The organism is Arcticibacterium sp. (assembly GCF_055134445.1).
The window spans coordinates 20434-33803 of record NZ_JBSRVI010000150.1; the positions used below are offsets into that span (position 1 = coordinate 20434).

Annotated in this window: 10 protein-coding genes; 4 read left to right on the top strand and 6 right to left on the bottom strand. The window is 36.9% G+C overall.

All coding sequences use genetic code 11. The features are described 5' to 3' along the window. The first annotated feature begins 3 nt into the window (after positions 1–3). Together ACTBZY_RS19450 and tamL are read left to right on the top strand one after the other, a co-directional pair. Positions 4–4905 (top strand): translocation/assembly module TamB domain-containing protein, encoded by a 4902-nt coding sequence (locus tag ACTBZY_RS19450; RefSeq protein ID WP_463048034.1) that lies wholly within the window; start codon positions 4–6, stop codon positions 4903–4905. Continuing rightward, positions 4906–7215: a translocation and assembly module lipoprotein TamL gene (tamL, locus tag ACTBZY_RS19455; protein WP_463048035.1), complete on the top strand. Its 2310-nt coding sequence runs from the start codon at positions 4906–4908 to the stop codon at positions 7213–7215. Positions 7216–7272: 57 nt separating this feature from the next. Here tamL and ACTBZY_RS19460 read toward each other — a convergent pair whose 3' ends face one another. The 3 genes from ACTBZY_RS19460 to ACTBZY_RS19470 all read right to left on the bottom strand — a co-directional run bounded on the left by ACTBZY_RS19460 (position 7273) and on the right by ACTBZY_RS19470 (position 10514). Further along, positions 7273–9204, bottom strand: coding sequence for a M56 family metallopeptidase (locus tag ACTBZY_RS19460; RefSeq protein WP_463048036.1), 1932 nt, complete (start codon positions 9202–9204; stop codon positions 7273–7275). Positions 9205–9273: 69 nt separating this feature from the next. After that, positions 9274–9639 carry a BlaI/MecI/CopY family transcriptional regulator gene (locus ACTBZY_RS19465; protein ID WP_463048037.1) on the bottom strand — a complete coding sequence of 122 codons (366 nt, stop codon included), beginning with the start codon at positions 9637–9639 and terminating at the stop codon, positions 9274–9276. Between the two features lie 251 nt (positions 9640–9890). Beyond that, a complete protein-coding gene (locus ACTBZY_RS19470; protein ID WP_463048038.1) occupies positions 9891–10514 on the bottom strand; it encodes a YiiX/YebB-like N1pC/P60 family cysteine hydrolase in 624 nt (207 codons plus the stop codon). Positions 10515–10579: 65 nt separating this feature from the next. Between ACTBZY_RS19470 and ACTBZY_RS19475 the strand changes: the two genes are divergently transcribed. Next, on the top strand, positions 10580–10906 hold the full coding sequence (locus tag ACTBZY_RS19475) for a HesB/IscA family protein (protein ID WP_463048039.1): 327 nt from the start codon (positions 10580–10582) through the stop codon (positions 10904–10906). Positions 10907–10923: 17 nt separating this feature from the next. After that, complete coding sequence (locus tag ACTBZY_RS19480; RefSeq protein ID WP_463048040.1) at positions 10924–11124, top strand: PspC domain-containing protein; 201 nt, start codon at positions 10924–10926, stop codon at positions 11122–11124. A gap of 119 nt (positions 11125–11243) precedes the next feature. On the opposite strand, the gene ACTBZY_RS19485 is transcribed toward ACTBZY_RS19480, so the two are convergent. The 3 genes from ACTBZY_RS19485 to ACTBZY_RS19495 all read right to left on the bottom strand — a co-directional run bounded on the left by ACTBZY_RS19485 (position 11244) and on the right by ACTBZY_RS19495 (position 13368). Further along, a complete protein-coding gene (locus tag ACTBZY_RS19485) occupies positions 11244–11465 on the bottom strand; it encodes a PspC domain-containing protein (RefSeq protein WP_463048041.1) in 222 nt (73 codons plus the stop codon). Positions 11466–11659: 194 nt separating this feature from the next. Then, positions 11660–12697: a DUF4056 domain-containing protein gene (locus ACTBZY_RS19490; RefSeq protein WP_463048042.1), complete on the bottom strand. Its 1038-nt coding sequence runs from the start codon at positions 12695–12697 to the stop codon at positions 11660–11662. A gap of 119 nt (positions 12698–12816) precedes the next feature. Then, a complete protein-coding gene (locus tag ACTBZY_RS19495) occupies positions 12817–13368 on the bottom strand; it encodes a DinB family protein (protein WP_463048043.1) in 552 nt (183 codons plus the stop codon). Positions 13369–13370 lie beyond the last annotated feature (2 nt).

The window sequence follows — 13370 nt, forward strand, 5'->3', positions numbered from 1 at the left end:
TTTATGACCAAAGCTTTAAAAGTATTGGCATGGCTCATAGGCATCAGTGTTTCACTGATGCTTTTGCTGTTTTGGTACGTTGGCACAGAGGGCGGACAAAAGTTAGTAACCACAGAGGTTAATAAGTTTCTAAAATCTAAAATAGACACTCCTTTTAGTATTGGAGCCATCCGATACGAAATTCCCGATTATATCAGTGTGGCGGATGTTTATGTAGAAGACACACAGCAAAACACATTTCTAAGAACCAAAAGATTTAGAGTGGATATTTCCATGTGGGCTTTGGTAAGGGGCATTATAGATATAGATCAGGTTTTAATAGAAGATGCTACTGTAAATGTATATCGAAATGCTCCTAATGAGGATTTCAACTATCAATTCTTAATGGATGCTTTTTCTTCTGATACCACCACAGTTGTAAAAGCGGTGGACTACAGTAAAGAAGAGCCGAGTACTGGTCCATTTTTTTCCTTAAATCAGGTAAAAGCCAATCGTCTATCCTTAGCATATAAGGACGATTTTGGAGGAGTGAACTTTAAGGGAAAGTTGGATGAAGTAAGAGTGAGCTTCAATGAAATAGATCCTAATGCAGATATCTATCACATCAATAATATTGATTTGAATGACGGTTATGCCGTTTTAAAAACATTTAAGGGTGAGCCACTCAGTACTATAGAAGAAGCATCTGCTCCTTTAGATATTGATTTGAATGGCTTACGAATTAATAATGTAGGCTGGAAGTTAATAGGCGACGACCTCGGCATAGATAATACTGTAATATTCAAAAACTTCAATCTGGAGTTCGACAAATTAGATTTGACCCAAAATTTGGTTCAAATAAAAAGTGTAAGCTTACAAGATAGTAAGGTCCAAGTAGCTTTAAGATTTAAAGCTGCAATAGAACCGGCGGTAGCATCAGAAGAAGCTTCTCAAGCTTGGAAAATCACCTTGGCAGATTTGTTGGTAGCTAATACACATATTGTTTATGATGATAATACTACACCTCGTTTAAGCAAGGGTTTTGATTATAACCACATAGATTTTAGACAAACCAAAGTAGATATTTCGGATTTAAGCTATGGTAAATCTGGAATCAAACTCAATCTTAGAGATGTTAATTTTAGAGATAAATCTTCCTTAGCCTTAGAGAAATTTAAGGCTAATATTGTTTATTCAGATAAAGGAATTAGCGTAGAAAATCTTGACCTGCGAACGCCAAATTCTGAGATAAAATCTGATTTAAAGCTTAGCTATAATAGTATAGATGATCTGAGCAACGATTTAAATAAAGTCAATTTTGATTTAAAGTTGGATAACAGCTTTTTAGCTGTTAAGGATATTCTATTGATAATGCCCAATTTGGATTCCAGTAAGTTTTTGGCAAAGGAAAAGAATCGGAAAATAAAGTTTAAAGCAGATATAAAAGGAGGAATGAGTAATCTACAAATTAACTCACTCCAAATGGAAGGCTTGCAGGATACTAAAATTAATCTTACCGGGAATCTGGCTAGATTAGATAATCTTGACTTTTTAAAGGCAGACCTCAATATTAAAGAAATAAGTATTCATGCTAGCTTAGTGGATTTACTGGTTCCTGACGCCACCATGTTGGCCGATTATAATATTCCAGAGCGACTTACGCTGCGTGGAAAAGTGCGTGGAGATGCTAAGGTTTTAAATATTGATACCGATTTAACGAGTACGCTTGGAGATTTGAAACTAAAAGGTATTGTAAAGAACTTGAGTGATGAAAACCTCATTTCTTATGAAGGAAATCTACATACGGAAGACTTGGCTGTAGATAAATTCTTTAAAGAACAGCTAGACTTAGGACTACTTTCAACCGATATTTTTCTAAAATCCGATGCCACATTTCAAGATATAGAAGCGAAGGGAGAAATCCATAAGTTAGTTTATGGTGGGTATACTTACCGAGACGTAGAAATTGACGGCAGTATGGCAGACAGCGTATTAGTGCTTAAAGGCTCTTCCGAAGACCCTAATGCTAGGTTGAACACTGAAATGACGGTAGACTTACGTTCTGGTAAATATCCGGTAGAGGGTAATGTTTCTATTACTAAACTTAATTTGGCGGCTCTTGGTTTGTCAGATTTTGAGGAAGATATAGAAGGGGTATTTGATTTAAATATGTCTTCACTTTTGCCTCAAGAGTTGGTAGGTACTTTCAAAGTACAGCAATTGGCCATTGGAAACTTATCGGTAGGAGATGTAGCAGGAACATTTCTGAACGAAAAAGATAAGCATATAGCTAAAGTAGAGTCCCCGTTTTTGAAAGTGAATTTAGAGGGGCAGTTTGACTATTATGAACTGCCTGATATTTTGATGTCTGAGGTCAATAATTACTTTATGCAGGATTCTATAGGCTTACAAGGCCTTACAGGGAAAAAGGATTTTATGTTGACGGCACAGGTTTTAGATCACCCTATTTGGCAAGTATTTGTGCCTGAATTGGCATTTGATAAAAGTATAAACCTTAGTGCCAAATTGAATGAAGAGAAACTTCAGGCCGAGATGAGCTTTTCCAATTTAGCTTATGGAGAGATTCTTCTGAAGGATTTTAAATTTGATATGACCGGTAACGGAAAAATACTAGAAGGAGAAGCTAAACTGAAAAATTTGAGTTCTGGAAGCTTTATTTTGCCTAAAAATGAACTGAAAATTTCATTGTCCAATAGTGTTCTTTTGGCAGGTTTTGTCTCAAAGGATAGTCTTTCGGAGAATAAAAAGCATGCGATAAGCATGAGATTAGAAAAAGAGGGTGAACTGTTTAAGATTAACCTTAACGAACTCTTGGTGGATAAGCAGGTCTATGAAATCAGTAACACAGCCATCTATTATGGAGATGATGGCATACTTATTAATGGTTTGACCATCTCGAAAGATAAGGAGCGGCTTACATTAAATGCGACGAGAAATCAACTGAATGCAAAAGTGGTGGATATTACCATAAATCCATTTGCCAACTTTGCTGGATATAAATCTGAGGAAGTAAAGGGGCAATTGAATGGAGACTTAGTGGTGGTAGATTATATGGAAGATTATAATGTTACTGGAGCATTAGCAGTGAATGGTTTTGAGGTTGGAGGGATTAAGGGGGGTGATTTAAAACTAGATATAGAAGAAGTTAATGCTAGAAATGCCACTTTTAGTGGAGGTTTGGATGGCACCGAAAGCAAATTAGATTTTAAAGGGAATATAGGCCTAACAGATGAGGTTCCTATAGATTTTACGGCTAATATCACCAAAGTAGATGCCAAATTTATTCAAAGTTTAAGTGGAGGAGAGCTCACTAAATCCAAGGGGTTTGTAACAGGCAAAGTGAAAATTACAGGTAATGCAGACAAGCCTTTTGCTGACGGTAGGTTGTCTTTTGTAGATTATAATTTCACGCCCTATTATCTTGGAATTCCTTTGAAAATTGAAGACCAACAAATTTATTTCAAAGGAAACGAAATCAATTTTGAGAATTTTGTGGTCAAAGATTCTTTGAATCAGAAAATGGCTGTGAATGGAAAATTGGATTGGTCAAATACAGATAAAATATCTTACGACCTTAAGGTAGACACTAAGAATTTTCTACTAATCAATACCGATAGAAGTGCTAATGATCTTTTTTATGGTAAGGCTAATATAAATGCCAATTTGATTGTTTCAGGAATTGGAGCTAGTCCAAATTTGAGTGGAAAAATCAGGGTGAATGAGCAAAGTAATATAACGGTTATTATGCCGACTGAGGTAGAAACAGCGGAGTCAAATGGTGTGGTAACTTTTGTATCGCCACCCAAAACAGAGGAAGAGTTAGCGAGTGGCAATTTAGTCATACCTACCACGAAGCTCGAAAAAGGAACTGGATTAGATTCGGAAGTTATTCTAGACATAGAAACAGACCCAAAAGCAGAGTTAAATATCCTTATTGACGAGCTTACTGGAGATAAACTTACGGTAAAAGGATCTGCCAATTTAACGGTAGGTATTTACCCTACAGGGGAGATTTTCTGCATTGGTATTTACGAAATTGCTTCAGGGTCTTATAATACTACGATGGTGGAGGTCTTGAAAAGGAACTTTCTGATAGAGCCGGGTAGTGTCATCATTTGGTCAGGCGATCCTATGAGAGCATCGCTTCAATTACAAGCGGTATATCAAGTGAAAGCAGATTTAAGTTCATTAGATACTAGGGGAGACCTTAATTTAAAAGATTTGGGCAAGGTACCCATTGACGTGATTCTGAAAATAGATGGAACTATTCAAAATCCACTTATTACTTTTGATATAAAAGTGTCTGATAAAGCAGAAAGTACGGCCAAAACAGTGCTAGAGAATACTGAAGTTTTTACTTCCTTAAAGAAAGATGCCAATAAAATGAATCAGCAGGTTTTCTTTCTTTTGGCCACCAATCAATTTTATTCTGATGGTAATTTTGATATAGGTTCCGTACTAGGGAATCAGTCGGCCCGTCAAAGCGTGAGTAAATTATTGACAGAACAGCTGAATGTATTAGCAGGAGACGTTTTGGGTTCTGTAGGTTTAAATTTCGGATTAAACTCAGAACAAACCGGTGTAGGTGGGAGTAATTCTTACCGAACGGATCTTAGCGTGGGACTCAAAAAAAGTTTCTTAAACGATAGGGTGAAGATATCGGTAGGGAAAAACTTTGAACTTGAGAATAGTTCAGGCATTGATCAGAATTCAGCGGAACTTTTAGATAATATTGAAATTGGATACAACATAACTGCGGACGGGCGTTATGCCGTAAAAGTGTATAGAACTAGTCAGTTTCAGACTGTTCTGGAAGGTTTTGTCTTAGAAACTGGAGTGAGTTTTGTTTTACAGGCGGAGTATGAAAAAGTTAAGGATTTGTTCAAAAAGGGGGTAAAAGAGTAAATGAGGAATTTAGGATTATATATTGCCCTGATAGTTTTTCTGAGCGGATGCAGTTTGTCAAAAAAGCTACCGGAAGGGAGAACAATTTATGGCGGCGGATCGGTAAAAGTAGCGGGAGAAACGTCCAAGAAAAATCAGGCCAATCTAGTAGCGGATATGGAAGAGGCTCTTGCTCCGAGAACCAATAGTATGGTCTTGGGTTTTCCTTATAAAGTTTGGCTATACTATAATATTGGTGAACCTAAAAAGCCCAAAGGAATTAGAAATTTCTTGCAAAACAAAGTAGGTCAGAAGCCAGTGTTTTATGAGGAGGGCTATCCCAAAATAAACCGTGCAAATCTGGTTAATGTAGCAGAAAATAACGGTTACTTTAAAAGTACGGCTACCAGCGAATCGGTCACGAAAAAATATAAAACCAAAATAAAGTATCAAGTGGATTTGGCACCGCAGTACTTTATCCAAGAGGTTGGTTTAGATACCGCAGATTTTCAGATTTTTGGTAGAGATACGCTTGGGCTTAGAGCAGGTACGGTATTGAAAGTTGGAAATCCTTATAATTTGAATGAACTGATAGCTGAAAGAGAACGAATTAGTAATTTCTATCAGGAAAAGGGATATTTCTACATGAGCCCTAGTCAATTTGTGTTGGAGGTTGATACTAACTTAAACTCAAATAAATTAAACATTAAAACCAAACTCTCCCCGGAATACAGTAATGCTGCATTAGATAAATATTACATCAGAGAAATTAATGTGCTTAGCTCTTCTAAACAAGGAGGAAATGAAACCAAAACTTCATTTAATAACTTAGAAAGAAGAGGACTTGCCATCGCTGAGGATGATAAGTCTTATAAGCCTAAAGTGTTTACCGAATCCATTATTTTCAGACCAGGTGAGCTTTATAGTCGGTCAAAACAGGAGGCCAGTTTGAACAGACTATCGAATCTTAAGAATTTTCAGTACATAAGAAACAGGTATGAACCCTATAGGGCTGCTGATTCCATGTATTTAGATGTTAATTATCTTTTGACACCCATAAAAAAGAAATCTATTAAAGGACAACTCAGTGGCTTAACCAAAAGTAATGGTCTCTATGGTTCTGAAGCTAATGTTTCATGGCAAAATAGAAACGTCTTTCACGGAGCAGAAATTCTAAAGTTTGAGCTGAATGGAGGTATTGACCTTCAGTTTGGTCAAATAGAATACGGTAATAATTACCGCAGATTAAGTCTATCTGGTGACCTTACATTTCCACGTTTCTTGATTCCTTTTGTGAAGCAAAGAACCAAGGTTTCATCAGGTGTGCCTAAGACCAATATTAATATCTCTTACGAGATTCTCAGAAGGAAGGACTTTTATACATTGGCCAGTTCTAATGCTGCCTTTTCTTATTTCTGGAGGAAAAATGCAGAATATGAGCATACACTTACACCCGTTTACTTTAGCTTAATTAAAGCCAGTAATTTTTCAGATAATTTTATCAATCAAATCTTTATCAGTCAAAACCTCAGTGATTTAGAAAGGTATTTTCAGATTTTGGAAAACAAACTCTTGCTGGGTTTGCAATATCAGCTCGGTTATACACCTACATTACTTCAAAATTCCAGAAATAGGGTTTCTTTTAGTTTTGGATTTGATGTTTCGGGTAATGTGGCTTCCTTAATTGCTAAAAAGCCAGAAGAGGGTGATGGAGGATATCAACAGCTTTTAGGCGTACCTTATGAGCAATTTGCCAAATTTGATTTTGAAGGTAAATACTTTAAAACCATTGGTAAAACGACATGGGCTAATAGACTCTTTACAGGTTTTGGTATTCCTTATAAAAACTCTATTATGCTCCCTCAAACCAAGCAGTACTTCTCAGGAGGAACTAATGGGCTTAGAGGTTTTAGAGGAAGAAGCCTAGGGCCAGGAAGGGTTTCTCCCGAAGATTTCACTGCAGAATTATTTGGTGCCAACTCCCAAGGAGATATAAAACTGGAATTAAATACGGAATTGAGATATAAAGCCTCTAGTTATATAGAATTAGCTGCTTTTGTAGATACAGGAAATATCTGGACCTACAGAGATGACACTTTTTATGGAGAGAAGGCTAAGTTTACCAGCGATTTCATAAAAGATTTAGCGGCCGATATCGGCGTGGGTCTTAGGTTAGATTTTACTTATCTGGTATTAAGAGGAGACATAGCCATCCCTGTTAGAAAACCATGGTTGGATGACCCTTGGGTGCTTAACGATATAAGATTGGGAAGCAAGGACTGGAGGACTGGAAATCTGATTTTTAATCTGGCCATTGCTCATCCATTTTAAGAAAAAACTTTAGAATGAAACTCCCCATGCTCATAAAAAAGTATGGGGAGTTTTTCTTTAGTCTACAATTGGTGGAGAAGGGGCTTCAATGACAGGTTTTATTGGTTTGGCTGGTTTTGGTGGCTTAGCAGGTTTTGCGGGCTTTTCAGGTCTTTCGGGGCGTTGATGTAGATTCACACCTAAATGGTCTCTAACTTCCTTTGGAAGCATGTCTATTATGGCTTCATGATGCTTTTCCATTTCATCGGCGTGTTTATCTATAATGATTTCCTTTTTCTCCAAAATAACCTCTATTTCTCTTACGGGGATTTCAAATTCCCTTTCCATTTTTACTTCAAATGCCTTCATCTTAGATTCAAAGCCCTCCATGTTGACTTCCATTTTTTCTATCTTCTGTTCATGAACCTTTACTTTGTTTTCAAATTCCCTTTCAAGTTTGTTCACATCCGCTTTATAGGTTTTAGATCTGTTGTCTAATTTAGAAAGATCGTTTTGAAAGGTGTTGGCATACTTTGCAATCATCTCCGACTCTTTTTGAATACTTTCTAAAGATTTTTGGAAACTTGGGTCGTTCTGAGGATTGAAATCTATATCGCCCATCACTTTTTGTTGAAGCGAAGTCATTTTCTGAACCTCAACATTCATTTCCTTAGAAACGGCCTCAACATGATGACTGGCTTTCTGCATGCCTAGAAAGTGAGATTTTAAGGCCATCTTTTCTTGGGCAGTCAAAGTTTGTTCTTTACCATTAATTATAATTTTGTCAGGATTAATATGGATCTTATATTTGTTGGTTTTAATATTAAGCTCTTGGTCACCTAAATCATAGTTGATATTTTGTTCGATATCAATGTCCCCAGAATCTTTTCTTGTTTCTGAGCTTGTCATCGAAACAATTTCTGTTTCATAGATATCTGCTTGATTTAGTATGATATATTTTTCCGGAATTTGCATTAATTCAATTTCCATTTCTTCATCAGCGGTGTTCTGAGCTTGTACTAAACCGAAAGTACACATCGCAGTTATCATCAAAAATAGAGCTGTAACTTTTACTTTCTGGCCTTCAGGATTAACGCCTAAAAGTCTTTGAATCCTACTCAACATGGGCATCTTCTTTTTTCCGAAAGCCATAGCTAGGGTAGGTTGGTGAGCAGAAAGCTGTATTTGTGCCAGTGTTTTGGCTAACAATACCCGGTTGCCCGTTATTTCTGCTGCATAATCGTCACAGGCATGTTCACGATTTTCTCTTATTTGACTACTTACGATCCAATAAACTGGGTGATAAAAGAATAGATTCTCTAATAAGGTTTGAATGAGATTAATTAAAAAGTCATTTCTTTTAATATGGGCTATTTCGTGAGCTATAATCAACTCCAGTTGAGCAGTACTTAATCGGCTTATCAGAGCAGAAGGGATAAGGATTACTGGCTTGAATGAGCCAAGTACCATGGCTGTATTTACTTTAAGAGACAACAATGCTTTAAAGTCGGGTATTTTTCCTTCTATTTTTTCTAGAACATTACTCAAAGCTATTTTTGCTTTTTCTGGAAGTTCAAAAGTGCCAGAACTCTTTAGGAATTGAACATAAACCAGCCCTCCTATCTGTCTTAAGAATAGAAAGCTGAAGCCAATGACCCAGCCTACAAAAAGCCAATGTGCATTTTGTCGAATAAGTTCAAGATAAGACTGAGAGTTAGCAGTGTTTACCAGTTCCGTAAATGGAATTAAGACAGAAGGGTTGGTTGATTCTGCAAAGACAGTTTCATCAGCAGAAGAAGGTCGGAGGATTAAAAAAGTAATGATGGATGCGAAGAACTGCAAGCAAAACGCCGATAAACCAGCCCATACTTTATTATAAGCAGATTTAATAAGTCTATTGGCAATTAAATAAAGGCCAACGATAAGTACTCCTTGCCAAAGGGAATGGAACATGGTCTGCCCAAATGTGCCGGCCAGTGGCGTGTTAAAGAATGATTGTAGGTTGTTCATAATGTATAGCTTTTCATAATTTGTGTTAGTTTCTTGCTCAATGCTATTTCCAGTTTATTGAAAACTTTTTCAGGATTCAAGACCTTCTATGAGCTTTTTTATTTGTGCCAATTCTTCCTTTGATGCTTTATGATTTCCTAAAGTCTGCATCACCATATTCATGGCTTGGCCACCAAATGCCGCATCCACAAATTTGTTTACTAAATGCTCTTGCATGCTTTTCTGAGAAACTACGGATTTGTAGATATGAAATCTACCTTGCTCTGTTCTGCTCAGTAATCCTTTGCCCAGCATAAGCTGCATGATTTTCAAAGTAGTAGTGTAACCCACTTCTTTGTTGATATTTAATTCATCATTAATTTCTCTTACAGAAGAAGGTCCTTTTTGCCATAATATTTGCAAAATTTCTAATTCCGAATCTGTTGGTTTTTGCATTGCTTTTTCATCTACGATTGATTTCGTAACAAATATAGTACGAACTATTTCGTAGTCCCAAGTTTTGTCTACGATATTTTTCGTAGATAAGGATTTTACTCTTGAGGTTAAGTGAAAGGTTTGATAATTAACTTATTGAATATAAGTATATTGGTGCTGTGTTTTGCGAATTGTTAAATATACTTAACGCATCAAAATTAAGGATTGAAGATAGGCGAGGGTTACTTTGATTTTCTTTTTTGATAAGATACTTAAATCAACGAACCCATCATTTTCACCTCGTCTAATCTCCAAAATGCACCAGGGCTAATGAAGTAGCCTCTTTCTTTTGGAAGGCGAATGCCGGCAAACTTAAATGCCTCTAGGATAAACTCTGCACAGGTAAACTTATCATCATGAAAGATTTCCTTACTGCCGAGTAATGTTCTCCAGAGTATTCTAAAGTACTCCCAGTTGTCGTATTGTTTGGTGAGGTTATCTAAACAAAATTCCTTTATAATTCTTGTTTTTATCTCGTCTTGGCTCAGGTTAGTATGTCTGGCCCAAGCTACTCGCCCGTCATAAGGCTCTTGATTGCCACCATAATCATTAAAAACATTAGAGAGGGGTACCATTCTAACGCCATTTCCAAGGATACTTTCTACCAAAAACAACCTGTTCATTTCTTCTAGCTTTATCACAATACCCACATGACTCCATGCAGATCGTGACCGACCTCTTATCAAGCTTGAAAGCCAATGGTCGCCAGAAAAAAATAGAAGATCGCCTGATTTAAATTCAGTCCTAATCTTGTTGTAATTTTGTAAATTAGTTTCGCGGTCTTTTCTGGCGAATAGCTTTTCTAACTTTCGCTTATTATATAAAGGAATTGCCATGAAACTTTTAAAGGTAATGAAGGGTTATTTTTGTACATTAGATTTAACAGCAAATTAGTTATTTTATGATAACAGTAACAGAGCAGGCAAGGAATAAAATCACGGAGCTCAAACTTAAGGAAGGTAAAAGCGAAAGCGAGGGGATAAGAGTAGCCGTAGAAGGCGGTGGATGCTCAGGTTTGATGTATGACCTGGAATTTGACGCTACTCAGAAAGATAACGATCACGTTTTTGAAGATAACGGCGTCAAGGTTTTTGTGGATAAAAAGAGTCTTTTGTACCTTATTGGTACGCAGTTAGACTTTTCTGACGGCCTAAACGGTAAAGGATTTCAATTTAAAAACCCGAATGCTTCAAGAACTTGTGGCTGCGGAGAGAGTTTCTCCGTTTAAAAAGAAATGATATAATTATGAGTACATCTAAAAAACTTAGACGAACAGTAGGAAGCGAGGCCATGTTACTTGGAATTAGCGGGGGTATGGCTAAGTTTTTCAATCTCGATGTTTCATTGATAAGAATCTTGTGGGTGGTGCTAACCTTTTTGGGGGTAGGCTCGCCTATTCTTATTTATATTATTATGGCATTTGTTGTTCCCAAAGAAGGTAATTAATAGGATTTCATTACAAAAAGTAAAAACCTGTCAGACATCGTCCGACAGGTTTATTTTTTTATCTATTCTTCTAAAAGAAACCTAGATAAACCCTAATCTAAAAAACTTTTTAATTAATCTTAAGCGTGCATTTCAGTAGTTTGACTTAGCTGATAGGTATGCTCGGCAGGCATAACCACCCATAGAATAAGATAAATAATAACTACAGGCACTGGGGTGAAAAAGCCAATGGCTAATAACACTCTCACCAAAGTGGCGTCGATATCGAAATAATGACCTAAACCCGCAGCCACACCACCTAACATTTTTTCTGAACCTTTAATTCTAAATAGCTTTTTCATAATAATATTTTGTTTTGTATAAGTTTTCAATTTTTATCATTTTGGTCAACACTGTGGCTGACTTGATGATACAAACCTAAACTAAGACAAGGTACTTTGCAATGCATAGTACATGAGTGGTTTTCTAAAATGAAGAATGGTAATTTTCGCTTGGGTTTTGGACGGAGCTTCTTAAGCGGCCTTTTAAGGCTTGTTTAAAGCTTGATTCGGCTATCTCGAAGTTCGGTTTTACGCTCCGCTTCAGATATGAGTAGGTTGAAATCTTTTTGCGTAATTACCCTGTGGAACTCTTTAGGCAATACTCGTTTCACTGGAAATTTACTGTTCAGCTGTATGCTTAGCTCATAAAAGTTTTCTAAGTCAGTGCCATCAAGGGTTTCCGTTGGCGGGCAAATCTGTAGTTTATCACTAGATTCATTTTTAGTATCTTCTATTAACCAAGGGGTCAGACAGTTCTCAATTTCAAACTCCCTTTGTAATAAAATGTTTTTGCTAGGTAGTTTGGCTTCTCTGGTCCACCAAATGTCTCTAACGACCTCCATGGCTTCTAAAGTGCCGTCAATGCCTGATACGGCATCCAATTCTGCCAATTTTTCACTTAAGAGCATACTCATAGCTTCCTCAAATGGTAGTTTACTTTGAAGGGCTTTCATTCCCAACTGAACTCCTAAAAGGTTAGAGTAAGCATCTTCCATACTAAAGGCCGAATATCTTTCTGGCACCATTGGAATATAGGAAGCACCAAAAAAAGTGGCTATTTCATGCCAAACAGAAAGGTTATAAGCTATTTTTCCTGCAAGGGCAATTTTGTCTGCTGTAGTTTCCAGTTGACCAGGATAAATTTCTAGTTTCTTTTGACCTCCTTCTCTACCGAGTTCAATAATAAAATCTTGATTATTGGCTTTAAGAATTTTTTGGTACAAATAGGCCGTCCAATCTGCTTGATCTCTTAGGTGACCAATGTCAATAAAGCCACCTTTATGAGTATAAATGATACCATTATTTTCTGTTTCGTTACCTAAGTAGGTATGAGAACCTAATTTTTCAACACTCGTAATATCAGAAATTTTTAGAAAAGGTATGCCAGTGACTTTAACATCTGAGCCAAAAGAGCAGCATGTTCTAATGATTCTTGGTGGAGGGTTATCTCCCATTTTATCGCCGATAGCGAGCGGAAGAGCGGCCTGAGCAGCGAATGATAACGAAAAAATAATACTGAAAAATAGTCTCACTTGTGTCCTTTGTTTATAGAAAGGTAGCAGTCTAACGTAAAATGTGTTCGAATATGTTCACACTAAGCAAAAAAAAACTCAAACCGTTTGGCTTGAGTTTTTGTAGATATAATTAATCCTTAGAATAACTTTTCATTAGGAGGCGTAACACCTTTTAGTCTTAGGTAAATAGTCGTTTGACCTCTATGATGTGTAGCATGCTCAAAAACTTTCGCCAATCCCTGGGCTTTAGTCAGTTCAAAGGTATTGAAAAGCTTAACTGTTTCGCTTAGGTCTTCATCGCTCATGCCGTTTAGTGTACTTATGATGTGGTCATAACTTTTCGTTACGGCCTTGATAACGGCCTCTTTGGACTGAGAAGCTTCATTTCCTTCTAGCTTCTTATCAGCCATTGGATTTGCCACGCCAGCAATCATAGATGTTAAACCAAAGTTGGCGTCTGCCATATGCAAGAATTGATCTGCAAATGAACGAATGTCTTCGGTTGGTTTAAAAGCGTAACCATCTGCTGGCATTGCTTCCAGGTACTCTAAAGAAAAAATCTTAGCCCTTTCAAAGTCCGCTGCCATATCAGATTTCGAAGTCTTAGGGGTTTCTAGGGCCATAGCACTAGAAAATGACGCTATAAAAAGGGCGATTAGAAGGTTTAGGGGTGTCAATATTTGTTTCATCG

Coding starts and splice junctions, on each gene's coding strand:
- ACTBZY_RS19465 (WP_463048037.1), bottom strand. CDS start 9,639: ATGCAAAAACCAACAGATTCGGAATTAGAAATTTTGCAAATATTATGG.
- ACTBZY_RS19450 (WP_463048034.1), top strand. CDS start 4: ATGACCAAAGCTTTAAAAGTATTGGCATGGCTCATAGGCATCAGTGTT.
- ACTBZY_RS19475 (WP_463048039.1), top strand. CDS start 10,580: ATGATAACAGTAACAGAGCAGGCAAGGAATAAAATCACGGAGCTCAAA.
- ACTBZY_RS19470 (WP_463048038.1), bottom strand. CDS start 10,514: ATGGCAATTCCTTTATATAATAAGCGAAAGTTAGAAAAGCTATTCGCC.
- ACTBZY_RS19485 (WP_463048041.1), bottom strand. CDS start 11,465: ATGAAAAAGCTATTTAGAATTAAAGGTTCAGAAAAAATGTTAGGTGGT.
- ACTBZY_RS19480 (WP_463048040.1), top strand. CDS start 10,924: ATGAGTACATCTAAAAAACTTAGACGAACAGTAGGAAGCGAGGCCATG.
- tamL (WP_463048035.1), top strand. CDS start 4,906: ATGAGGAATTTAGGATTATATATTGCCCTGATAGTTTTTCTGAGCGGA.
- ACTBZY_RS19495 (WP_463048043.1), bottom strand. CDS start 13,368: ATGAAACAAATATTGACACCCCTAAACCTTCTAATCGCCCTTTTTATA.
- ACTBZY_RS19460 (WP_463048036.1), bottom strand. CDS start 9,204: ATGAACAACCTACAATCATTCTTTAACACGCCACTGGCCGGCACATTT.